Annotated in this window: 24 protein-coding genes; 5 read left to right on the forward strand and 19 right to left on the reverse strand. The window is 70.5% G+C overall.

Features of this window, described 5'->3' with window-relative positions; all coding sequences use genetic code 11:
* The first annotated feature begins 116 nt into the window (after positions 1-116).
* Complete coding sequence (locus ACWDU4_RS18395) at positions 117-323, forward strand: DUF3073 domain-containing protein (protein ID WP_450115354.1); 207 nt, start codon at positions 117-119, stop codon at positions 321-323.
* Between the two features lie 165 nt (positions 324-488).
* On the opposite strand, the gene purM is transcribed toward ACWDU4_RS18395, so the two are convergent.
* The 7 genes from purM to ACWDU4_RS18430 all read right to left on the reverse strand — a co-directional run bounded on the left by purM (position 489) and on the right by ACWDU4_RS18430 (position 9,848).
* Entirely contained in the window at positions 489-1,574 is a 1,086-nt protein-coding gene (purM, locus tag ACWDU4_RS18400; RefSeq protein WP_450115355.1) for a phosphoribosylformylglycinamidine cyclo-ligase, read from the reverse strand.
* A 103-nt stretch (positions 1,575-1,677) separates the two neighbouring features.
* On the reverse strand, positions 1,678-3,267 hold the full coding sequence (gene purF, locus ACWDU4_RS18405) for an amidophosphoribosyltransferase (RefSeq protein ID WP_450115356.1): 1,590 nt from the start codon (positions 3,265-3,267) through the stop codon (positions 1,678-1,680).
* Between the two features lie 136 nt (positions 3,268-3,403).
* On the reverse strand, positions 3,404-3,790 hold the full coding sequence (locus tag ACWDU4_RS18410) for a sterol carrier family protein (RefSeq protein ID WP_450115357.1): 387 nt from the start codon (positions 3,788-3,790) through the stop codon (positions 3,404-3,406).
* 31 nt (positions 3,791-3,821) lie between these two features.
* A complete protein-coding gene (locus ACWDU4_RS18415; protein ID WP_450115358.1) occupies positions 3,822-4,436 on the reverse strand; it encodes a CPBP family intramembrane glutamic endopeptidase in 615 nt (204 codons plus the stop codon).
* A gap of 77 nt (positions 4,437-4,513) precedes the next feature.
* On the reverse strand, positions 4,514-6,250 hold the full coding sequence (locus ACWDU4_RS18420; protein WP_450115406.1) for an alpha/beta hydrolase: 1,737 nt from the start codon (positions 6,248-6,250) through the stop codon (positions 4,514-4,516).
* A gap of 115 nt (positions 6,251-6,365) precedes the next feature.
* Positions 6,366-8,645 (reverse strand): phosphoribosylformylglycinamidine synthase subunit PurL, encoded by a 2,280-nt coding sequence (gene purL, locus ACWDU4_RS18425; protein ID WP_450115359.1) that lies wholly within the window; start codon positions 8,643-8,645, stop codon positions 6,366-6,368.
* Between the two features lie 183 nt (positions 8,646-8,828).
* Complete coding sequence (locus ACWDU4_RS18430; protein ID WP_450115360.1) at positions 8,829-9,848, reverse strand: hypothetical protein; 1,020 nt, start codon at positions 9,846-9,848, stop codon at positions 8,829-8,831.
* Between the two features lie 356 nt (positions 9,849-10,204).
* Between ACWDU4_RS18430 and ACWDU4_RS18435 the strand changes: the two genes are divergently transcribed.
* Positions 10,205-10,423 (forward strand): S4 domain-containing protein, encoded by a 219-nt coding sequence (locus ACWDU4_RS18435; RefSeq protein WP_450115361.1) that lies wholly within the window; start codon positions 10,205-10,207, stop codon positions 10,421-10,423.
* An 86-nt stretch (positions 10,424-10,509) separates the two neighbouring features.
* On the opposite strand, the gene ACWDU4_RS18440 is transcribed toward ACWDU4_RS18435, so the two are convergent.
* From ACWDU4_RS18440 to ACWDU4_RS18460, 5 genes are all read right to left on the reverse strand, one after another.
* Positions 10,510-11,607: an inorganic phosphate transporter gene (locus ACWDU4_RS18440; RefSeq protein WP_450115362.1), complete on the reverse strand. Its 1,098-nt coding sequence runs from the start codon at positions 11,605-11,607 to the stop codon at positions 10,510-10,512.
* Between the two features lie 108 nt (positions 11,608-11,715).
* Complete coding sequence (locus ACWDU4_RS18445) at positions 11,716-13,071, reverse strand: DUF4185 domain-containing protein (protein ID WP_450115363.1); 1,356 nt, start codon at positions 13,069-13,071, stop codon at positions 11,716-11,718.
* Between the two features lie 221 nt (positions 13,072-13,292).
* Complete coding sequence (locus ACWDU4_RS18450; protein WP_450115364.1) at positions 13,293-14,579, reverse strand: M18 family aminopeptidase; 1,287 nt, start codon at positions 14,577-14,579, stop codon at positions 13,293-13,295.
* 271 nt (positions 14,580-14,850) lie between these two features.
* Positions 14,851-15,003, reverse strand: coding sequence for a hypothetical protein (locus ACWDU4_RS18455; RefSeq protein ID WP_450115365.1), 153 nt, complete (start codon positions 15,001-15,003; stop codon positions 14,851-14,853).
* Positions 15,000-15,377: a VOC family protein gene (locus ACWDU4_RS18460; RefSeq protein ID WP_450115366.1), complete on the reverse strand. Its 378-nt coding sequence runs from the start codon at positions 15,375-15,377 to the stop codon at positions 15,000-15,002. Before ACWDU4_RS18460 ends, ACWDU4_RS18455 begins: the two co-directional genes overlap by 4 nt.
* Positions 15,378-15,469: 92 nt before the next feature.
* Between ACWDU4_RS18460 and ACWDU4_RS18465 the strand changes: the two genes are divergently transcribed.
* A complete protein-coding gene (locus ACWDU4_RS18465) occupies positions 15,470-16,414 on the forward strand; it encodes a helix-turn-helix transcriptional regulator (protein WP_450115367.1) in 945 nt (314 codons plus the stop codon).
* A gap of 52 nt (positions 16,415-16,466) precedes the next feature.
* On the opposite strand, the gene ACWDU4_RS18470 is transcribed toward ACWDU4_RS18465, so the two are convergent.
* Positions 16,467-16,820: a VOC family protein gene (locus tag ACWDU4_RS18470; RefSeq protein WP_450115368.1), complete on the reverse strand. Its 354-nt coding sequence runs from the start codon at positions 16,818-16,820 to the stop codon at positions 16,467-16,469.
* A gap of 112 nt (positions 16,821-16,932) precedes the next feature.
* Here ACWDU4_RS18470 and ACWDU4_RS18475 point away from each other — a divergent pair, with 112 nt between their 5' ends.
* Positions 16,933-17,901, forward strand: coding sequence for a Dyp-type peroxidase (locus tag ACWDU4_RS18475; RefSeq protein WP_450115369.1), 969 nt, complete (start codon positions 16,933-16,935; stop codon positions 17,899-17,901).
* A gap of 69 nt (positions 17,902-17,970) precedes the next feature.
* On the opposite strand, the gene ACWDU4_RS18480 is transcribed toward ACWDU4_RS18475, so the two are convergent.
* The 5 genes from ACWDU4_RS18480 to purS form a co-directional block, all read right to left on the reverse strand.
* Positions 17,971-18,450: a carboxymuconolactone decarboxylase family protein gene (locus tag ACWDU4_RS18480; RefSeq protein WP_450115370.1), complete on the reverse strand. Its 480-nt coding sequence runs from the start codon at positions 18,448-18,450 to the stop codon at positions 17,971-17,973.
* Positions 18,447-19,556, reverse strand: a complete 1,110-nt coding sequence (locus tag ACWDU4_RS18485) for an NAD(P)H-dependent amine dehydrogenase family protein (protein WP_450115371.1) — start codon at positions 19,554-19,556, stop codon at positions 18,447-18,449. Before ACWDU4_RS18485 ends, ACWDU4_RS18480 begins: the two co-directional genes overlap by 4 nt.
* Positions 19,557-19,598: 42 nt before the next feature.
* The gene (locus tag ACWDU4_RS18490; protein WP_450115372.1) at positions 19,599-20,630 is read right to left on the reverse strand and encodes an NAD(P)H-dependent amine dehydrogenase family protein; all 1,032 of its coding nucleotides are present in this window, start codon (positions 20,628-20,630) and stop codon (positions 19,599-19,601) included.
* Positions 20,631-20,846: 216 nt separating this feature from the next.
* A complete protein-coding gene (purQ, locus tag ACWDU4_RS18495; RefSeq protein WP_450115373.1) occupies positions 20,847-21,524 on the reverse strand; it encodes a phosphoribosylformylglycinamidine synthase subunit PurQ in 678 nt (225 codons plus the stop codon).
* Complete coding sequence (gene purS / locus ACWDU4_RS18500) at positions 21,521-21,766, reverse strand: phosphoribosylformylglycinamidine synthase subunit PurS (RefSeq protein WP_007529998.1); 246 nt, start codon at positions 21,764-21,766, stop codon at positions 21,521-21,523. The genes purQ and purS overlap by 4 nt, the downstream gene beginning before the upstream one ends.
* A gap of 206 nt (positions 21,767-21,972) precedes the next feature.
* Here purS and ACWDU4_RS18505 point away from each other — a divergent pair, with 206 nt between their 5' ends.
* Positions 21,973-22,620 (forward strand): MBL fold metallo-hydrolase, encoded by a 648-nt coding sequence (locus tag ACWDU4_RS18505; RefSeq protein ID WP_450115374.1) that lies wholly within the window; start codon positions 21,973-21,975, stop codon positions 22,618-22,620.
* 25 nt (positions 22,621-22,645) lie between these two features.
* Here ACWDU4_RS18505 and ACWDU4_RS18510 read toward each other — a convergent pair whose 3' ends face one another.
* Positions 22,646-23,023: a VOC family protein gene (locus tag ACWDU4_RS18510; RefSeq protein WP_450115375.1), complete on the reverse strand. Its 378-nt coding sequence runs from the start codon at positions 23,021-23,023 to the stop codon at positions 22,646-22,648.
* Between the last annotated feature and the right edge of the window lie 59 nt (positions 23,024-23,082).

Here is a 23,082-nt window from a genome sequence, read left to right on the forward strand (position 1 = left end):
GGAAGGAGCGCGAGATGCGTTCGCACGCTAGAGTGTCTGTCAGGAAGACATAAACACTCAAACGGGGCCGCCAAAAATTCCCAGGCCGCCCCGCTTAAAGCGCGAGGGGGTTGGCCATGGGCCGCGGCCGGGCTAAGGCAAAGCAGACCAAGGTTGCACGCGAGCTCAAGTACAGTTCGCCCACCACGAACTTCGACAGCCTCCAACGAGAACTGTCGGGTGGCTCGTCGACCTCCCACCGGAACGGGTCCTTCTCCGACCAGAGTTCCGAGGACAGCGCTTCGCGCTGGGACGACGAGGACACCGACGACTGGCGCCGCTGACACAGCTGAGCAATGAAATGAGGGGGAGCCCCGGGGCTCCCCCTCATTTCAGCATGTGCACCCGGAAGGGTTCACGACGGCGGCGCCGAGTTCGGGTTCGACACGAACGACGAACCGCCCGGGTCCTTGCGGACCCGGGCGGTTCGTTGGTCTGTTACGTCGGGCTCAGAAACGCGGGTGATCGCCGACGAGGCGAACCAGCTCGCCCTCCTGCTTGTCCGACGCCTTGGCGACGGTACCGAGGGTCCAGCAGTCGATGTGCCGGGCGGTGAGCACGGCGAGCGCGCGGTCGACGTCCTCGGGCGCGACGATCGCGACCATGCCGACACCCATGTTGAAGGTCGCCTCCATCTCGGCGCGCTCGACGCGGCCACGCTGCGCGATCATCGCGAACACCGGCGCGGGGCTCCACGTTCCACGGTCCAGTTCGGCGACCAGACCCTTCGGCATCACGCGGGCCAGGTTGTTCGCCAGTCCGCCGCCGGTGACGTGGCAGAAGGTCCGCACGTCCGTCTCGGCGATCAGCGCGAGGCAGTCCTTGGCGTAGATCTTGGTCGGCTCGAGCAGTTCCTCGCCGAGGGTGCGGCCGAACTCCTCGACGTGCCCGGTCAGCGACATCCGGTCGATGTCGAGCAGAACCTTGCGGGCCAGCGAGTAGCCGTTCGAGTGCAGACCCGACGACCCCATGCCGATGACCACGTCACCGGGGCGCACCCGGTCCGGGCCGAGCACCGCGTCCGCCTCGACGACACCGACACCGGTGGCCGACAGGTCGTAGTCGCCGTCCGCCATCACACCGGGGTGCTCGGCGGTCTCGCCGCCGAGGAGCGCGCAGCCGGCCTGGATGCAGCCCTGCGCGATACCGCCGACGATCTCCGCGACCCGCTCCGGGACGACCTTGCCGACCGCGATGTAGTCCTGCAGGAACAGCGGCTCGGCACCGCACACCACGAGGTCGTCGACGACCATCGCGACCAGGTCGAGGCCGACGGTGTCGTGCTTGTCCAGCGCCTGCGCGATCGCGAGCTTGGTCCCGACGCCGTCCGTGGACGCCGCGAGCAGCGGCTCCTTGTAGCCACCCTTGAGGGCGAACAGGCCGGCGAACCCGCCGAGGCCACCGAGCACCTCGGGGCGGCTGGCCTTCTTCGCGAGCGGGGCGAACAGCTCCACCGCCCGGTCACCTGCGGCGATGTCCACCCCCGCCGCAGCGTAGGAGGCGCCGGCGGGGCGAGGGTTCTGGTCGTCGGTCATCGGGTTTTCAGCTCCAGCTGTGATCTCGCCAGTGCACCTGGCACTGTCTGGGTTCTACGTGATGTCGGTTACACCGGCGCAAGTATGCGGCCTCGGTGGCCACTCAGGGGCGACTCAACGCACTCGCGTTGTCGTTGTCGGCCCTGGGCGCCGCGCCCGCGGTGTTGTCGAGCATGCCTTCGAGCACGTTCTTGCCGATCGACGACTCGGTCGGCAGCGCGATCGGGTAGTCGCCGTCGAAGCACGCCATGCACAGCCGGGACGCGGGCTGCTCGGTCGCCGCGACCATGCCGTCGATCGAGATGTAGCCGAGCGAGTCGGCCCCGATCGAGCGGCGCACCCCCTCGACCATCTCCTCGACGCTGCCGGCCTCGTGGCTGGTGCCGCCGGCCCCGTTGGCGATCAGCTCCGCGGGCGACGCGAAGTCGATGCCGTAGAAGCACGGCCACTTCACCGGCGGCGACGCGATCCGCACGTGGATCTCGAGCGCACCGGCCTCACGCAACATCCGGATCAGCGCGCGCTGGGTGTTGCCACGGACGATGGAGTCGTCGACGACGATCAGGCGCTTGCCGCGGATCACGTCCCGGAGCGGGTTGAGCTTGAGCCGGATGCCGAGCTGGCGGATGGTCTGCGACGGCTGGATGAAGGTGCGCCCCACGTAGGCGTTCTTCATCAGCCCCTGGCCGTACGGGATGCCCGAACCCTGCGCGTAGCCGACGGCCGCAGGCGTGCCGGACTCGGGAACCGGGATCACCAGATCACCCTCGACGGGGTGCTCCTTCGCGAGCCGGCGTCCGATGTCGACGCGGGTGGCGTGTACGGACCGGCCGGCGATCGCAGTGTCGGGCCGCGCCAGGTACACGTACTCGAACACGCAGCCCTTCGGGGTGGGTGCCGCGAACCGGGAGGAACGCACCCCATCCGCGTCGATCGCGAGCAGCTCACCGGGTTCGATCTCCCGGACGAACGACGCGCCGACGATGTCGAGGGCGGCGGTCTCGGAGGCGACGACCCAGCCGCGGTCGAGCCGGCCGAGCACCAGCGGCCGCACCCCGTGCGGGTCGCGGGCGGCGTAGAGGGTGTGCTCGTCCATGAAGGTCAGGCAGAACGCGCCGCGCAACGTCGGCAGCAGTTCCATCGCGGCCTGCTCGATGGTGGTGTCGCCGGCCGCGTGGGCGAGCAGGGCGCCGACGATGTCGGAGTCCGAGGTGGCGCCACCGGGCCGCTTGCTGTTCATCAGGCCCGCGGCCCGGGCCCGCTCCGCGAGCTCGGCGGTGTTGACGAGGTTGCCGTTGTGCCCGAGCGCGATGCCGGTGCCCGCGGTGGTGGTGCGGAAGATCGGCTGGGCGTTCTCCCAGGTGGTGGAGCCGGTGGTCGAGTAGCGGCAGTGCCCGACGGCGACGTGCCCCGGCATCGCGCCGAGGGTCTGCTCGTCGAACACCTGGCTGACCAGGCCGAGGTCCTTGAACACCAGGACCTGCGAGCCGTCGGCGACGGCGATGCCGGCCGCCTCCTGGCCGCGGTGCTGCAGCGCGTAGAGACCGTAGTAGGTGAGCTTGGCCACATCCTCGCCCGGAGCCCAGACGCCGAAGACGCCACACTCCTCGCGGGGCGGCTGCTCGTCCTGATCGGACAGGTCTGCGGGTGCGAGAAGATTCGGGCTGTTGACCGACAAATCGGCTGAAGTCACCGGGGTTGCTCCCTTTGGGGGTGGGTGCGGGGGGCACGCTCAGTCTACGGCCACCGAGGGGGTGCTCCCACCACGGGGCTCACGGCTGTCGCGGCGGTCACACGGACGTGTCGCCACCCGGAGCGACGCGGAGGCGTCACGTCCGGAGCAGCGGCAGCCAGTGCCCGATTTCCGCGGCCCGCGTGCCGGATGCGGTCGCGGTTCCTGCCGCCACCGCGTCGGCGAAGGTGGTCCGGCCGGTCACCAGTCGCAGCCAGGTGCGCGGATCGGTCTCGACGACATTCGGCGGCGTGCCGCGGGTGTGCCGGGGACCCTCGACGCACTGCACCGCCACGAACGGGGGCACCCGAACCTCCACCGACGAACCGGGCGCGACGTCCTCCAGGGTGCGGGCGCTCAGCCGCACAGCGGCCGCGACGACCGGACGAGCGGGCGCCGGAGCGTCCTCGTCGGCGAGCCAGTCCCGCACCGCCACGACCGCGGCCCGCATCTCGGCGGGGTCGATCCTTCGGCGTTGGGGCACCGCGCCAACCTATCAACGCGCGACGGCACCACTAGCGGTCGGCCGCGGCCTCGGCGGCCACTGCCCCACCGGCATTGACAGCCAGGTGCAGCACCGCAGGCGCGAGCACGCTGCCGCTGCGGTCCCGGAGCAGGTCGAACAACAGGGACGCGGTCGCCGTCAGCGCGACGGTGCCGGGCACCGAGTCCCCAGCGTGCCGCGCGGGCGCCACGTGCCACAGGCCGAACGTGACGGCGCCGAGCACCGGCGCCCAACGGGTCGACGCGCGCCGCGCCAGCGCGTACAGCACCGACCGGAACGCCAGTTCCTCGGCGAGCACCGTCCCGAACGGGATGTGCACGAACACCCACTCCGTGTGGTCGGCGCGCCGGGCACCGGACGCCATCCGCGCCCGCGCCCACGGGATCGCGAGCATCGTCGGATACGCGACCGCAGGCAGCGCGGACGCCGCCAGCCCCCACCGCAGCCCGGCCCCCGGCGCCCGCCAGCCCAGTTCGGTGGCCGGGACACCGGCGGCACGGACCGCCGCCGCCAGCCCCGTCGCCGCCGCCGCGTTCGCCGCCGCCCGTCCCCGGGCGCCGAGCCCGAGCCGCGGCAGCACCCAGTTGTTCCACCCGACCAGCCCGGCCGCGCACCCGAGCGCCACCCACCCCCGATGGCATGAACGGAACCATTCATTCGATGTAGTCGACTGAACGCTTCCGTTCATGCGGGCAGCGGAGGTCACTTTTCGGGGCCCTGGGTGCCTGCGATCGCGTCCAGCACACCCCGCACCCGTTCGGTGTCGGCGGTCGTCCAGCCGTCGGGGGCGGCGACCGCGACCCAGCCGTCCAGCACGCTGGTGCCGTAGTTGTGTCCGTGGCCGTCCGGCACCCCCGCCGCGTTCGCCAGGTCGGCGGCCACCTGCCAGAACGTGACGAAGGGGAACCAGCGCATCGACGGCAGCCGGTCGTAGCCGGGCGGCTCGGACAGCCAGTCGGGGCGGTTGAAGATCAGGTCCGGGTTCCACCACACCACCGGGTCGGACGGGTGCTGGATGTAGAGCACCCGCGGGTACAGCCAGGGGCCCGGCTGCGCGTCGATCGCGGCGGCGGTGTCCGCGAATCGGACAACCAGGCCGTCCGAGTACTCGGGCTGGACCTCGGGGCTGCCGGGATCACGACGCGCTACGAGGGTGCTCCACAACGGGTTCGCGTTGGGCGGGCCCACCCACAGCACCCCGTCGACCATCTCGCGGATGTCGGAGAGCCCGTCGAACGCGGCCTCCCCCGCCTGGGTGCCCAGCGATTCGCCGTAGACCAGCAGCTTGGGCCGGGTCTCCGCCGGCTCCTGCAACCATCGCTCGTGCACCCGGTGCACCAGGGCCCGGCCCGCCTCGGCCGCCTTCTCTCGGTCGGCGAGGAAGGAGAGCCAGCTCGGCAGGTACGAGTACTGGCTGGCGACCAGTGCGGTGTCACCGTTGAACATCAACTCGACGGCATCGGCGGCGGTCGGGTTGACCCAGCCGGTGCCGGTCGTCGGGATCACGACGAGCGCCTTGCGCTGGAAGGCGCCGGTGCGTTCGAGCTCCCGGATCACCACGTCGAGGCGGGCGTTGGTGTCCTCGGCGGTCCCCAGCCCGGCGTACACGCGGATCGGTTCCCGAGCGGGCGCGCCGTTGTAACCGGCGAGCTGGTCGGCGTGCAGGCCGCGGTAGACGAACTCGCGGCCCTCGTACCCGAGGGTCTCCCACGGCGCGTACGACTCCGGACTGCCCGAGCGTTCCGGGCGGATCGGCCGCACGACACCGGCCCGGGTCTCGTCGTTCTGCAGGCTGAAGGCCGAGTTCACGAACGAGTACACGCCGTTGAAGAGCACGTCGGTGACGAGGGTGTAGCTCAGGAACGCGACCACCACGAACCCGATCGGCGCGGCCGCGGACCGCGGCACCCGCAGCCACTTGATCAGGTACCGGGCGATCAGCCGCACCAGATCCCGCAGCACCCGCCAGATCGAGATGAGCAGCGCCGCGACGGCCATGCTCAGCAGCAGGGTGCGCAGGTAGCCGGTCGTGGTGGTGCCCTCGGCGCCCATCAGCGCCGCCAGCTCGCGCTGCCAGCCCGCCGAGTACACCAGCATCACCAGCGCCGCGACGACCGACAGGATCGGCACCGCCACCTTGATCGGGGTGGTCACGCGCGCCGGCGGCGGCCACCAGGACAGCTTCGACAGCCAGTACCGGTGCGCGGCCCAGCCGAGGGCGCAGCCGACCGCGTAGCCGAACGCGGCGGTGATGCCCCCGATCAGCCCTTGAAAGAGCCAGTCGCGCGGCAGCAGCGACGGTGTCAGCGACCAGCAGAAGAACAACGCACCGAACGCGATGCCGGTGAAGTCGAGTTTGAGCAGACCCCACGCCCACGCCACGAACGGGTGCTTGTCGGCGAGTCGTTCGGTGGACCAGGGGGCGCTCCACTCCCGCAGTCGGTCGACCCAGCGGCCGGACGCGCCGACCCCCGGACGCGCGGAAACCCGGGACGGTCCGGCGGGTGCCTGATCCGTCCCGGGTTCCGGGGTCGCTGCCGTGTCGGTCACATGGCTATCCAAACAGCGCGGGCAGCGTTCCTTCGGACGTCTCGCGCAGCGTGTCGAGGGTGACGGAGAAGTGGCCCTGGACCTCGACGGAGTCGGAGCCCTCGTCGACGACGCCGATCCGCACCCACGGCAGGTTGCGGGCGGTGCACATGCCGGTGAAGCGGGTCTCCTCGGTGCGCGGCACCGCGACCAGCACGCGCCCCGCGGACTCGGAGAACAGCGTGACGAACGGGTCGGCGCCCTCCGGCAGCAGGATCCGGCAGCCGGTCTCCCCCGCCAGCGCGGCCTCGACGACGGCCTGCGCGAGGCCACCCTCGGACAGGTCGTGCGCGGCGGAGATCAGCCCGTCCCGGGAGCCGGCGAGCAGGATGTCGGCGAGCAGGCGTTCACGCTCGAGGTCGACCTTCGGCGGGACGCCGCCGAGGTGGTCGTGCTCGACCTGCGCCCAGATCGAGCCGTCGAACTCGTCGCGGGTGTCGCCGAGCAGGATCAGGGTCTCGCCGGGCTCGAGGCCCAGCCCGGTCGGGATCCGGCGGTGCACGTCGTCGATCACACCGAGCACGGCGACGACCGGGGTCGGCAGGATCGCCGTGGCGCCGGTCTGGTTGTAGAAGCTGACGTTGCCGCCGGTGACCGGGATGCCCAGCTGCGCGCAGCCGTCCGCGAGGCCGCGCACGGCCTGCTGGAACTGCCACATCACGCCCGGGTCCTCGGGGGAACCGAAGTTCAGGCAGTTGGAGACGGCCTTCGGGGTGGAGCCGGTGACGGCGACGTTGCGGTACGCCTCGGCGAGGGCCAGCTGCGCGCCCGCGTACGGGTCGAGGGCGGTGTAGCGGCCGGACGCGTCGGTGGCCAGGGCGATGCCGCGGCCGGTCTTCTCGTCGACGCGGATCACGCCGCCGTCGGCGTTCTCGGCGAGCACGGTGTTGCCGCGCACGTAGCGGTCGTACTGCTCGGTGATCCACTTGCGGCTGGCCAGCTGCGGGGAGCCGACCATCTTGAGCAGGGTGGCCTCGAGTTCGGCGTCGGACTCCGGGCGCTTCAGGCCGGCGGTGGTGTTCGCGACCAGCGCGTCCTGACTGTCCGGACGCTGGACGGGACGCTCGTAGACCGGGCCCTCGTGGGCGATGGTGCGAGCCGGGGCGTCGACGACGGTCTCGCCGTGCCAGTCGATGACGAGGTGCTCGCCGTCGGTGACCTCACCGATGACGGTGGCCAGGACGTCCCACTTCTTGCAGACGGCCATGAACGCGTCGACGTTCTCCGGGGTCACCACGGCGCACATGCGCTCCTGGGACTCGCTGGAGAGCACCTCCGCGGCGGTCATGCCCTTGGCGCGGGTCGGGACGCGGTCGAGGTTGATGTGCATGCCGCCGTCACCGGCCGCGGCAAGCTCCGACGTCGCGCAGGACAGCCCGGCGCCGCCGAGGTCCTGGATGCCGACGACCAGCCGGTCGCGGTACAGGTCGAGACAGCACTCGATGAGCACCTTCTCGGTGAACGGGTCGCCGACCTGGACGCTGGGCAGCTTCTTCGGCCGGCCGCCTGCGCTCTCGTCGAAGGTCTCGGAGGCGAGGACGGACACGCCGCCGATGCCGTCGAGGCCGGTGCGCGCACCGAACAGGATGATCTTGTTGCCTGCGCCGGACGCGAACGCCAGGTGCAGGTCCTCGACCCGCATCGCACCCGCGCACAGCGCGTTGACCAGCGGGTTGCCCTGGTACGAGGCGTCGAAGACGGTCTCGCCGCCGACATTGGGCAGGCCGAGGGAGTTGCCGTATCCACCGACGCCGCGGACCACGCCGTCGACGACGCGACGGGTGTCGGGGTGGTCGGCCGCGCCGAACCGCAGCTGGTCCATCACCGCGATCGGGCGGGCGCCCATCGCCATGATGTCGCGGACGATGCCGCCGACGCCGGTCGCGGCGCCCTGGTACGGCTCGATGTACGACGGGTGGTTGTGGGACTCGACCTTGAAGGTGACCGCCCAGCCGTCGCCGATGTCCACGACTCCGGCGTTCTCACCGATACCGGCGAGCATCGACGACCGCATCTCGTCGGTGGTGGTCTCGCCGAAGTACTTCAGGTGCACCTTGGAGGACTTGTAGGAGCAGTGCTCGGACCACATCACCGAGTACATCGCCAGCTCGGCATCCGTGGGACGGCGGCCGAGGATCTCCCGGATGCGGGCGTACTCGTCGTCCTTGAGTCCCAGCTCCCGGTAGGGCTGGGCAACATCGGGGGTCGCGGTGGCGTGGGTGACGGTATCGACCTGCGATGACACGAGGAGTCGGGTCCCTTCCCTGGAGGAATCGAATGGGCAGCCCCGTGGGGTACTGCCAGCGCAAAGTCTAACCGGGCGGCTGCGCCGGGGCCGCACTGGTCGGCGGCGGGTGCGCTCGGTCACGCACGGCTTCCGAATTGTCACGCCAACGCAGCGGGTCACCGTCGATTCGGGTGGGCGCGATCAGCGAGGGGGTCCGGCGGCCGAACCCGTCCGGTTGTGTCGGCGAATCCACAACGCCGCGGCAACTCCGCTCACGGCGAAACCCGCGACGAGGAGGGGCATGGGCACGTGGAAGCTCGACGAAGGATCATCTGCCGTCCGGGCGAGCTCGGCCGCTCTCGCGACTTCGTGAATGGGCGGCATCGGCTCGCCGCTCGCCTCGGAGGCGAGCAGCAGATCGCCGGTGTCGGTGAAGGTGACGGCTTCGCCCTGCGGCTGGTCCGGCGATTCGAGCACGACCGCCGGCGCTGCGGTGAGCGCGGCGACGATGTCCGCGACCCGGACCCGGTAGAGGAAGACGTCCTTCTTGGTGCGCAGTGCGGCGGTCGAGCCGTCGGCCGACAGGGCCGCACCGGTGATCGGCCTCACCTCGTCGTCGTGGCCCCGCGCCGGCACCGTTCCGGCGGCAACGAGAACGGTAGGGGTGTCGGCGGACATGGTGTGGACGCTCTCCCCGCCGGACGTGGTGTAGACGGTCGCCGCCTCGCCTTTGACCTTGGTGACGAGGACGGGCGTCCCGGTCCCGGCGATCAGCAGGGCTTCGACGTCGTGGGCGCCGTCAGCGAACGTCAGCGGTATCCGTTCCTGCCGTCCGGTCGACGGGTCCACACCGATCAGCGCGATCGACTCCCGCTCGACGTCGTTGTCGCCGGTGTCCGCCAGCCAGACGGTGCCATCCCCCGCGAGGGCCAGATCCTCCACATCGGTGGTGGGAAAATCGAGTTCGATCCAGCGGACGACTCGGCATCGGGAGTCGAGCACCGCCAGTCGATCGTCACTGCCACTGTCGGCGATCGCGTAGCCGCCGTCACCGGACCAGGCCAGGCCGGACAACTCCTCGAGAGCCGTGTCGGTCGGTGTGCAGTGGACGGACAGGGCCGGCGACTCTCCGCGGAGGTCGGCTGCTGTCGCGGCGGCAGCGGACCCCGCCGTCGCGACGCAGATCGCGGCGGCAACAAGCACGCATCTACCGAGCGTCACCGGGATCCCTTTCGTCGGGGACGGCACCGTACGCGCTCGCGCCGCCCGGGCGGCGGAGGCGTCGGCCGGCTGCTCACACCGGGCCCGCGACGAAGCGAGCGGGTTCCACCCGCTCCGGGTCGGGGCCACAACCCTCGGCTCCGGCCGACTTCATCAGTGTCGCAACGAATTCTGTCAACAAGCCCGGGTGGGCCTGGCAATAGACTGGCAGTCGCCGCCCCGCACGGGCAGGTGCGACCCGACAGAGGTCGCATCACGCGACGGCTGGACCCGTCACACACTCTGTTCACGTAGGTGTACGCAGCGTGCCCGGCGCGGTTGCCGGGCCGTTCATCCAGGCCGCGCACGCTGCGACCATGAACGACGAATTCGACTGCAGGCCGGTCTGCGACACGCTCGTCGAACAGAACCCGCATCTCACTCGCGCACAGGCGGTGGCGCTGGCCATGGAGGGACTCGTCCTGGTGAACGGCCGGCCCGCTCGGCACCCGGGTCAGCTCGTCCGCCCGACCGATCAGGTGACCGTCGACGGTTACCCGGTTCCCGGGCGGCCGCGCCTCGTGGTTGTCGCCTGACCGACCGGTGATCTCGTCGCGTGACACGGCGATGGACACGACGGGCCACGTTGGCCGACCCGGTACCAACGCGCCGCAGCAGCCGGTCATGCGAAGGCGCCCAAGGCGAACAGTGTGACTGCCGCGATGATCGCGACGGCGGGGAAGGTCGTGATCCACGCGACGACCATGTTGCCCGCCGTTCCCCAGCGCACCGCGGTCAGGCGTTTGGTGGACCCGACGCCCATGATCGCGGAGGAGATGACGTGCGTTGTGGAAACCGGTGCGCCCAGCCCCATCGACGCGACGTAGAGGACCGAGGCGGCAGTGGCCTCGGCCGCGAATCCCTGCGGCGGGTCCAGCTCGATGATCTTGCGTCCGAGAGTGCGCATGATGCGCATCCCACCGGTCGCGAACGCCCGCACGACGTCGTCGAGTTGGGCGAGGCCGGGCGGACCGGTGCCGGCGTCGGGGTCGCGCAGTGTCGCCATCAGATCGCCGATCTCGGCCAACACGGTGCGCGAGGCTCGGCGGACGATCGCCAGTGACTTCTCGGCGGCGGCCGGCCGATCGCGCAGCGCCGACGCCGCGACACCGGCGTGCAGGTTGATCACCGAGATCTGGTGGGCGACAACGTCGTTCAGATCGCGGGCGATCGCCAGCCGCGTTTCGGCGACCCGCTGGCGGGCCGGCGCCTCGCGGGTGCGTTCGGCCCGTTCGGCCCGTTCGGTGACGGCCGCGACATAGCCGCGCTGAGTTCGGACGGCCTCGCCGACCGCGCCGCCGAGCAGGACGGTCAGGACGCTCTGGAACCCGTTGTAACCGTCGACGGCGACCGCGACGAGCATGAGTGCCGCGACAACCGCGGCGATCGTCATGCCCTTCCGCCTGCTCGTGTTCAACACCGCCGTGTACACGGCGACGGCCACTGCCACGGGGAGCCCCGGGTTGAACACCCCGATGGAGACTCCGACTGCGACAAGAGCAACGACCGCGGGCAACACCACGAAGGGCGCCCGGTGCCGGGCGAGCAGGATCGCGGCCGCCGCCGCGTCGACGAGCACGGTGTCGGTGGACCACACGAAACCGGCGCCGGGATCGTCGGACAGAGCGCCACCCGACACCACCACGGCCGTGACGACGACGTGGCCGATCCAGGGCATCGCCATGTGGAACGGCATGGCAGGTAACCCGACGCGCGTCACGCGTTCAGCTTCGCCCGTCGCGTCATGCCCCGCGTCCCCCGCCCGGGTGAACCCGCGTACCGCGCCTGCGGTACGCGGGTGTTCGGCCTGCCGATCCGGGCCGCGGCGTCACTCCCCTGCCGCGGGTTCCTGTCCCTCGGGGAACTCGGTACCGATGCGCTGCGCCTCACCGGTGGTCGCCGGGTCCGGACGGTCCGCCTGGTCCTGTGCGGCCATCTGCAGCCCGTTCAGGTCGGTGCGGAAGTAGATGACGTTGTAACGATCCCAGGTGGTCGCCACGAACTCGAGGTACCGGCCGCCGGCCCACGGGTGCATGAACCCGCCGTACAGCGACGGCACCAGCACTCCCGACAGGATGGTCTGCGTGCCACTCCACGGGCCCTCGAGCCGATCGGCCTGCCGGATCACCAACGAGTTCGTCGCGTCGGTGTACATCGCGACGTACTTGTTCAGGTAGCTGTTCCACTGCACCGACAGCTCGCTGACCGGCGACTCGATCACCGGCACGGCCGCCGACAGATCGGTCACCCAGGCGGACCCGTTCCAGTACTCGTAGGCGGCGAGGTTGCTGATCTGCGCGTCGGGCACGCGCGCGAGCAGCGCACCACCGCTGCGCCCCGATGGGGTGCCGAACTCGTAGACGTAGCCGTCGCGCTCGACGAACGCGCTCTGCTGGAAATTCGCGTTGTTCGAGTCGAACTGCGGGATGCCGGGGATGTCGAGCGCGGCCACGTTCGCGCGGACCGTCAGCGGGTCCAGGGTCCAGTTCTCGCCGTCGTCCGTCGACGACGCGAGCGCGGAGTACAGCGTCGTCCAGTTGCCCGGCGAGTCCCACGACCTGACGCCCATGACGCGCATGTACTGGACGCCGCCGACCGAGACACCTGCGGTGGGGATGACGGTGTACTCCCCGGGGATGCCGAAGCCGGGGACGATCTCCTTCGAGTGGTTCGGCGCGTCCAGTGGTGAGCTGTCGATGCGCATGCCGTCGGCGAGGGCGGTGTCCGAGCTACGGAACAGCACATTCGAGCGCCAGTCGTCGCCGTCGGAGCCGCACTTGCCGACCGTGTCGCCGAAGGCCATGAGCACGTTGTGCCCGCTGCCCGCGATGCCGTTGTCCCACATGATGCCCAGGTCGGTGCCCGAGACGTTGAACCGGTCGACGGTGTCGTTCGGGCTGCCGGGACCGGTGACCATCTCGATCGCCTTCGTCCGGCCGGTCAGCTGCGGCAGGCCGCCGTCCGGGGACCCGGTGATCCACGGCAGTGCCTTGCCGATGGAGCCCGTCGAACTGCCCGAGTTCTGCCCGCACGGCCCACCGGGCGCGTCGCCGGACGATCCGAAGGACTGTGCCGTGGCCGGCACCGCGGCGGCGGTCACGAGAAGCGCGGCCGAACCGGCCGCGACGAAGGCAGCCCGCGCGCGGCCGGCTGCGGACGGGTACTTGCGAGCGTGCACGAGCATGTCCTCCCCTTGACGGTTCGAGCCCCGACGACCCGCCCCTGCGCGAACCCTGACGGCCCGGCGCGACCCAGACAACCACGAGAACGGTGTGACTGCCGAGTCTGGTGAGGAAATTGTTACCTCGGAGCAAATCGGTTCTCGGGCATCCTCGCCGAGGACGGAGCGGGGCCGCCATCCGATGTTCGAACGACGGCAACCCAGGGCCCGGACGCGACCCGGCCTCACTCCTGCGGCGTCAGGAACGCGGCGAGAGCCTCCGCGTACGAGGTCACGTCCGCGGCGCCCATCAGCTCCCGCGCCGAGTGCATCGCCAGCTGCGGTGCCCCGACGTCGACGGTCGACAGCCCGGTCCGGGACGCGGTGATCGGCCCGATCGTCGACCCGCACGGCAGGTCGGCCCGGTGCACGTACCGCTGCAGCGGCACCCCGGCCTGGTCGCAGGCCAGCGCGAACGCGCCCGCCCCGGCGGCGTCGGTGGCGTAGCGCAGGTTCTGGTTCACCTTGAGCACCGGACCCCCGTTCACCTCGATCCGGTGGGCGGGCTCGTGCCGGTCCGGGTAGTTCGGGTGGGTGGCGTGCGCCATGTCGCCCGATGCGCACACCGATCCCGCCATCGCGCGCAGGAAGTCCTCGCGACCGCCGCCGCGGCCGAGCACGATCCGTTCCAGGACCGAGTTCAGCAGGTCCGAGAAGGCGCCCCGGTCGGACATCGACCCGACCTCCTCGTGGTCGAACAGGGCGAGCACCGGGATCGCCTCCCCCGGGTTCTCGGTCGCCGCGAGCAGCGCCCGGCTGCCGGCGTAGCAGGTGCCCTGGTTGTCCAGCCGCGGCGCTGAGACCAGTTCGTCGTGCAGTCCCACCACGGTGCTCGGCGCGAGGTCGTGGGTCATCAGCTCCCAGCCGAGGACCGCGTCCGCGTCGACACCGGCCTCGGCGGCGAGGAACCCGAGGAAGCTGCGCGGCGACGTCCCCACGCCCCAGATCGCGTTCACGTGCCGCTGCGGGTCGAGGGCGACACCCTTGCGGTCGTCGGACAGGTGAATCGCCAGCTGCGGCACCCGCAGGATCGGCCGGTCCACCCGAATCAGGTGCTCCCGCAGGCTGTTTCCCTCCCGGACACTGAGCCGACCGGAGATGCCGAGGTCGCGGTCGAGCCACGAGTTCAGCCACGCACCGCCGTAGGGCTCGAGCCCGACCATCTGCCAGCCCGCGGACTCGACGTCGGGATGCTGCTTGACCCGCAGGTTCGGGCTGTCGGTGTGGCCACCGACGATCCGGAACGGCACGGCCTCGTGGCCCGCTCCTTCGGTGCTCCACGCGACCAGCGACCCGGCGCGCACCAGGAAGTAGCGCCCCGGCGCCGTCGGCCAGCCGTCGGTCTCACGCAGTTCGACGAACCCGGCGGCGATCAGGTCGCCGGCCACCGTCGCGCACACGTGGAAGGGTGACGGTGAGGCGTCGACGAACGAGCAGAGTCCGGAGGCGGTGGCGTCGGTCAGTGGGGCCATGACCGAATCCTAGGGCGTGTCTCCCGCTCCCCCTCGGATGCACCTGGCGAGACGATCATCGTCCGGAGCAATTCGCGTCGCCCGGTCGCGGACGATGGTTTTTCCCGACTCCAGGGCATTCTCGGCACGCTCCAGATCGTTTTCACGGTGAAGACCACGGAAGGGCGTCTGCGGCGACAGGGTCCACGGTTCGACCCATCGGCGCCGACATTTCTCCCAGGCCCGCCCGACCCGGTGCTGCCGGCCGTTCACCGAACAGGAGCCGGACAGGTCAGCGCACCGGTGCGCTGCTGCGTCCCTGCGCCCGCCCGCTCAGCTCGGCGTCGAGTGTCGCCTGCGCCACGCGCATCTGCTCGGCGTGCACGGGGTCCTGCAGCCGCCGCCACATCACATCCTCGGGCACGTCCTCGACCTGGCTCGTCACCCACCAGATGTTGCCGAATGGGTCCCTGATGCGCGCCCTCCACGCTGTCCGAACGCGCTGTCGCCCAACTCGGTGACCACCTCGGCACCGGCGGCGGCCGACTTCGCAAAGGTCTCGTCCGCGTTCGCGACGAATACGCGCAGCAGGCTCGGCATGATCGGCCACTCCGGGCGTCGATCGAAGGCGAGTACGACGGTATCGCCGACCCGGATCTCGCCGTGGCCGATCGATCCGTCCTCGGTCGCCACGCGCGCGAGCTCCGTGCCGTCGAACACGTGTGAGACGAAGTCGAGGAACGCGCCGGTGTCGTCGGTGACGACCCAGGGGGCGACGCTCGTGTAGCCGGTCGGGTTGGCGTTGTGCAGATCGGACATTCTCGGTTCCTTTCGAGGACGTTCAACTGTCGCTGCCCAAGCTAGACGCGAAATAGGACTGTTTCTGTCCTGGATGCGAGGAAGATCGAGGAATGGCCGGACCCACCTCACGCCTGCTCACGCTGCTGTCGCTGCTCCAGACTTCGCGCACGTGGTCCGGCAGCGAACTCGCCGAACGGTTGGCGGTCACGCGACGCACGGTGCGGCGAGATGTCGACCGGCTGCGTGAGATGGGCTATCCCATCGACGCCGACCTCGGCGCCCACGGCGGCTATCGCCTGGCGGCGGGCACGTCGATGCCGCCACTGCTTCTCGAAGACGACGAGGCCATCGCCGTCGCACTCGGGCTGCGCACGGTCGCCGTCCACGGCCTGCCCGAGCTCGCGGACGCCGGCGTCCGCGCGCTCACCAAGCTGAGCCAGTCGCTCCCCGCCCGGCTGCGACAGCGTGTGCGCACCTTGGGCATTGCTGCCATTCCCCGGGCGCGGGCGTCGGGGAACACCGTCGACGCGGACGTCCTCACCGTGCTCTCCGCCTCGATCGCGAATCGGGAACGAGTCCGCCTGGAGTACGAGGATCGCAGCGGCCATCTCAGCGCCCGACACCTCGAACCACAGCGGCTGGTCAACATGAATCAGCGTTGGTACCTCGTCGCGTTCGACATCGATCGCGACGATTGGCGCCGGTTCCGGGCGGATCGGATCTCGGTTCCGCGAGGCACAGGAGCCCGGGCGCGGGAACTCATGCCCGACGAGGAAGTGCTCGCGCACCTCGAGCGCGCCGAGCTCGCGATGGCGCCGACACACCGGGCGGATGTGACACTGCACCTCCCGCTCGCGCTCGCCCGCATGCGTTTGCGTGATCACCTCGGTGACGGTGAGCTCACGGCTGAAGGCGATACGACCAGATGGCGCACCGCGTCGGACACCGTGGAGTGGCTGGCGTTACGGCTGCTCATTCTGGACTGCCGCTTCGTCGTGCACGGGCCTCAGGAGCTGAAGGATCAGCTCGGCAGGATCCACGAGCGGACCCGCTGATGGTCGGTGTGCGAGGCGCCCTGTCCCAGATCGTCAGTGCTGCCCCAGGTCGTCAGTGCGGCTGCCCCGACACGCAGAAGCGATTGCCGTCCGGGTCGGTCAGCGTCACCCAGCGGAAACCGTCCATGTCGTGCCGCTCGTACTCGCTCGCGCCGGCGTCGACCAGCCGCGCCACCTCCGCGTCGAGGTCGGTCGACGACAGGTCCAGGTGCACCCGGTTCTTGCCGGGCGTCGGGTCCGACACCTTCTGGAACGCCAGCTTGTAGGGTGCCCCCGGGATCCCGACCAGGTAGAACCAGCCGTCGTTGTCCGCCTCGACCCGGCCGCCGGTCTGCTCCGCCCACCAGGTCGCCAGCGGACCGGGCTCAGCGCTGTCGAACGTGATCATCGCCAGTGTCATCGTCATGGCGGCACGGTACTGCCGGGCACCGACATGTGCGCCGGCGCCGGTTCGCTCCGCTACGGTTGTCGCCCAGGACAGCCACTGCCTGCACAGACCGATCACGGAGTGAAAACGAATGCCCGAAATCTTTCCCGCTGCAGCCGCTTCCGAGTCCCAGACGGTGGCGAGCCCGTTGACTCCGGCGGCGATCTTCCTGGTCGCGACGATCGACCAGGGCGGCGAATCGGTGACGCGGCAGGTGCTCGCGGACGCGGCCGGCCTGCGGCGGTCGGTGGGGCTGCGACTGCCCGGCGCGGGACTGGAGCTGATCGTGAGCATCGGGTCCGCGGCGTGGGACCGACTGTTCACCGGGCCCCGGCCGGCGCAGTTGCACCCGTTCCCGGTGCTGCGCGGCGCCAGGCATCAGGCCCCGTCCACGCCGGGTGACCTGCTGTTCCACCTCCGCGCGATGAGTATGGACGCCTGCTTCGAGCTCGCCCACCACCTCATCAAGCGACTGTCGGGCGCGGCGACGGTCGTCGACGAGGTGCACGGCTTCCAGTACTTCGAGAACCGTGACCTGATCGGGTTCGTGGACGGTACCGAGAACCCGAGCGGGAAGGAGGCGGTGGCCGCCGTCACCGTCGGCGACGAGGACCACGCGTTCAGCGGCGGCTCCTACGTGCACGTGCAGCGGTACGTGCACGACATGGACGCGTGGGAGGCGCTGCCGGTTCCGGAGCAGGAGAACGTGATCGGCCGCACCAAGCTCGACGACATCGAGATGGGCGACGACGTCAAACCGGCCAACTCGCACGTCGCGCTCAACGCGATCAAGGACGAGGAGGGCAACTCGATGGAGATCCTGCGCGCCAACATGCCGTACGGCCGCGTCGGCGACGGTGAGATGGGCACCTTCTTCATCGGCTACTGCCGTACCCCGGACATCACCGAGCGGATGCTGGAGAACATGTTCCTCGGAAACCCGCGCGGCAACTACGACCGGCTGCTGGACTTTTCGACGCCGGTGACGGGCTCCGCGTTCTTCACCCCGAGCGCCGACTTCTTCGACGCGCTGCCCGCCCCGCCGGCCCCCGTCGCCTAGCGGACCGGTCGGGCCGCTGGGCCGACCACCGATGCCGGCGCACGGGCCGTTCCGTGCACCGGCTCCCGCTCAGTGCCCGGGCAGCACGCAGGTGGTGTCCAGGCCGAGGACGTGGTTGAGCCGGCCGAACGCCAGCCACGACCCGATGCTCATCGACAGTTCGACGATCTCGGCCTGCGTGTAGTGCGCAGTCATCCGGTCCCAGAACTCGTCGTCGAGTCCGTGGTGGTCGAGGGCGTACCGCTCGGCGTACTCGGCGGCGAGGCGGGTGCGGTCGTCGAAGGCCTCGGTGGTGCGCCAGTTCTCGACATCCTCGTCGAAGCCGATCTCGACCTTGACGCCGTCGCGGTCGGTGCGCCAGTCCTGGCAGAAGATGCAGCCGTTGATCTGGGCGATCCGAAGCCGGGCCGCCTCGAACGCGCGCAGGTCGATGCTCGAGTGCTCGTACACCGACAGCGAGAACTGCGAGGCGGCGATCCCGATGCCGGGGACCATCTCACCCCACACGTAGCCGATCGGGTCCTTGCCCTCGGGGATGTCGATGTTCATACCGTCGTCCTTTCCGATGTCGTGAACCTGTCCGATGCGGTGAGCTTGCCGACGCCAGGGCGCAGCGGCACGTCGAGCGCGTCGTAGAGACCCGGCTCGGCGGCCACGAGCCAGTCGATGGCACCGACCAGGCGCCCGACCGCGGTCGCGTTGCCGCCGGCCGACCGGTTGCCGCCCTCGTCGGTGGCCTCGACGGCGACCTCGATCCGCGGCCTGCCCTCGATGATCACCTTGTGGGCGCCGGCGCCGCCGTCCGCGGGGCTGGGCCAATCGGGCGCGCAGGACGGGTGGATGCGGGTGACGTGCTCGATCACGATTCGCGGCTCGCCGCCGACGATGCCCTGTACCTCGAACCGCAACGCGCCCTGGGTGCCCTCCTCGAAGTCGCCCATGGTCGCGGTGGTGACGGTGGATTCCAGGGGCCTGCGCAGGAGGGTCTCGCGGATCTCGTCGAGTTCGACACCGAGCGCCCGCGCCATCATCCGGACCTGACCGCCCCACACCATCGTCGGAATGCCGGGCGCGACCATCGGCGGCGCGTAGTCCATGGGCTGCCCCATGCCGACCAGCCACCGGACGGAATCGGGCTGGTCGTAGGTGGAGTAGTCGAAGATCTCCTGGCAGCGGATCACGTCGACGGTGGTCGCCAGACCGCTGAGCAGCAGCGGCAGGACGTCGTTGCCCCAACCGGGGTCGATGCCGGAGGCGAACAGCGATCCACCACCCTCGTCGATCGCGTCCTGGATCGCCTGACGCATCTCGGCGGGCGCGCTGCGGTGGTCGTACAGCGGATACAGGGATGTGGTCACGACGACGGCGCCGGCCCGGATCGCGGCGACGATGTCGGCGAGCGCGTCGTCGGGTCGGATGTCGCCGGACGCCGCGTACACGACGGCGTCGGGCTTCGACGCCAGCACGGCGTCGACGTCGGCGGTGGCCGCGACTCCGAGCTCGCGGCCGACGTCGCCGAGGTCACCGGCGTCGCGGCCGACCTTGTCGGGGTTGTGGACGAGGACGGCGGCGAGTTCCAGTTCGGGATGCGCGTCGACGGCGCGGATCGCCGCGCGGCCGACATTTCCGGTGCCCCAGACGACCGTGGTGATCATGGCTGCGCACGCTACGACATGGAACAGGTTCTCGCGGCGGAATCAGGCGCTTCGCGCGACGTCGAGCGCGTCGTGCACGCCCGGCGGCCGGCCCGCCAGCACCGCGATCGCGTCGACAAGCCGGTCGACGGCGGCCGCGGCGCCGTCCCGGGACCCCGGCTCGATCGTGACCTCCACCCGCGGATCCCCCTCGACGACCACCAGGTGCACGGTCCCGCCCGCGGGCACGGTCGGCCAGTCGGGCGCGCAGTCGGGGTGGATCCGGCCGATGTGTTCGATGACGATCCGGGGCTCACCGTCCACGATGCCCTGCACCTCGAACCGCACCGCGCCCTGACCGCCCGCCTCGAACTTGCCCATGGTGTCGGTTTCGACGGTCACCTCGATCTGCACTCGGTCCACGGATTCCCGGATCTCGTCGAGTTCTACGCCGAGGGCGCGCGCCAGCAGCCGCACCCGGTCACCCCACACCATCGTCGGCATCCGCGGCGCCAGCATCGGCGGCAGGTAGGACAGCGGCTCTCCCATGCCCATCAGGTAGCGGACCGATCCGGGGAGGTCGTAGCCCGAGTAGTCGACGATCTCCCGGCAGCGGATCGACCGCGCGCCGGCGTCGAGGCCGCCGAGCACCAGCGGCAGCACGTGGTTGGCCCAGTCCGGGTCGACGTCACCCACGTACAGGGAACCGCCACCGGCCACGATGGCGGACCGGATCTCCTCGCGGACCGCGGGTTCGGCGGCGCGGTGGTCGTGCAGCGGGTAGATCGGCGGCGTCACCACCACGGCACCGGTCCGCAGCGCCGCGACGAGGTCGGCGACCGCATCGCGGGACCGGGTGGTGCCGGAGCCGGCGTAGACCACCGCACCCGGACGCGTCGCGAGCACCGCGGCGGCATCGTCCGTGGCGACGATCCCGAGCGTGCGCCCGAGGCCGGCGAGGTGGCCGGCGTCGCGTCCGACGCGGTCCCCGGCCGGCACGAGGACGGCGGTCAGGTCCAGCGCCGGATGCGCGTCGACGGCGCGGATCGCGTCCCGCGCGATGCTGCCGGCGCCCCACACGATGGTCGAGATCATGGCCGGACGGTAGCAGGACGGGGCGCACTCCGCCGCCGGGCACGTCCCGGGAAAAGCCGCGTGCACAGGGCTTTCCGCGCCTGCACACGGGTGTTCGGCGGACATCTCCCGTGTGCAAGGTGGGAACGGGTGTGTGCACGCGGGTTCTGCGCGGGGTGGGCACGGCGTGACGAACGACGGCCCCGGGAGTCCCGGGGCCGTCTGGTGCGTCCGACGTCAGGCGGAGACGACGCTCTCGAGGACGGAGTAGAACATGCCGAGCCCGTCGTCGCTCGGGCCGGTGAGCGGCTCGGTGGCGTGCTCGGGGTGCGGCATCAGGCCGACGACGCGGCCGTTCGCGGACGCGATGCCCGCGATGCCGCGCTGCGAACCGTTCGGGTTGTCGCCGGCGTAGCGGAACACCACGCGGCCCTCCCCCTCGAGCTCGTCGAGCACCTTCTCCGACGCCTGGTAGCGGCCCTCACCCGACTTGAGCGGGATCAGGATTTCGGCGCCGGTCTCGTAGCGGGTGGTCCACGCGGTCGAGGCGGACTCGACCTTGAGCCACTCGTCGCGGCAGATGAAGTGCAGGCCCTCGTTGCGGGTCAGCGCGCCGGGCAGCAGACCGGCCTCGCAGAGCACCTGGAAGCCGTTGCAGATGCCGAGGACGGGCATGCCACCCTTGGCGGCCTCCACGACCTTGCCCATCACCGGCGCGAACCGGGCGATCGCGCCGCAGCGCAGGTAGTCGCCGTAGGAGAAACCACCTGGGACGATGACGGCGTCGACACCCTTGAGGTCGGCGTCGCCGTGCCACAGGCTGACGGCCTCGCCACCGGACAGGGTCACCGCGCGGGCGGCGTCGACGTCGTCGAGGGTGCCCGGGAAGGTGATGACTCCGATACGGGCGCTCATGCCTCGACGTCGATTCGCCGCACGGCCCAGTCCTCGATCACTGTGTTGGCGAGCAGGCCTTCGGCGATCTTCTCGAGCTCGGCGTCCTCGACGCTGCCGTCGATCTCGAGCTCGAACCGCTTGCCCTGGCGGACGTCGGACACGCCGGCGAAGCCCAGCCGGGACAGCGCCCCGACGATGGCCTGCCCCTGCGGGTCGAGGATCTCGGCCTTGGGCATGACTTCGACAACGACACGGGCCACGTGCTGCTCCTCGCTTGGTGCTGCGTTTGTGCCCGGGAGAATCACGCGGGCAACTGGCAGTTTACCGGTCCACCCGCCCACCCTCCGCACCGCCCGACCACCGCCGAGTGAACGGAACCGTTCAGTCGATCGGATCGACCGAATGCTTCCGTTCACTCGATCACCGGAACCGCTGGCCCGGTGTGAACCAGCGCATACTCGAGGGCATGCAGCTCACCCACTTCGGCCATTCCTGCCTGCTCGTCGAGCACCTCGGTTCGAAGATCCTCTTCGACCCCGGCAACTTCTCGCACGGCTTCGAGGGCATCACCGGTCTGGACGCGATCGCGATCACCCACCAGCATCCCGACCACGCCGACCCGGCCCGGTTGCCGGCGCTGGTCGAGGCCAACCCGGACGCGGCGCTGTACGCGGACCCGCAGACGGCGGCGCAGCTCGGCGACGGCTGGACGGCGGTGCGTCCGGGCGACGCGTTCGACGTCGGGCGGGCGCACCTGCGCGGCACCGGCGGCAGGCACGCGGTGATCCACCCCGACCTCGCGGTCATCGACAACACCGCGTTCCTGCTCGGCGACGACGAGCACCCGGCCCGGCTGCTGCACCCGGGCGACTCGCTGTACATCCCACACGAGAAGGTCGACGTGCTCGCGCTGCCCGCGGCCGCGCCGTGGCTGAAGATCTCGGAGGCCATCGACTACCTGCGCGCGGTGGCGCCGCGGGTGGCGGTGCCGATCCACCAGGCGATCCTCGCGGACCAGGCGACCGGCATCTTCTACGGCCGCTACACGGACATGGCCCCGGACGGCACCGAGTTCCGGGTGCTGAACGAGGAGTCGGGCACCGAGGTGTCCTGAGCCGGACCGCGCACACGGGTTCCGCTCACAGCCACTGCACCAGTTGCCAGACGATGCCGTTGGGGTCCGAGAACTGGCAGTAGCGCTCACCCCAGGGCTCGGTCTCGGGTTCGGTGACGACGGTGACACCTGTTGCGGCGATGCGGGCGAACTCGGCGTCGATGTCGTCGACGACGAACACGATCAGCAGGCCCTGACCTGCCGATCCCGCGATCGACGCCGGCTTGAACGTGCCCAGTCCGGTGCGCAGGAAGATCACGTTGACGCCGGCGTCCGGGTGCGCGAGGGAGACGAAGCCGTCGTCGGCCATGGCCTCGGTGAAGCCGAAGTGGGTCTTGGCGAACTCCGCGGATGCGGCGGGGTCCGCGACATTCAGGGAAAGCGCGGTGCCTGCGATCTTCATGTGACCTCCACTGGACGAGAAAACCTTATGCAACGTACAACGTATTTCCCACTTCGGAT

It is taken from the genome of Rhodococcus sp. NPDC003348 (assembly GCF_053589375.1).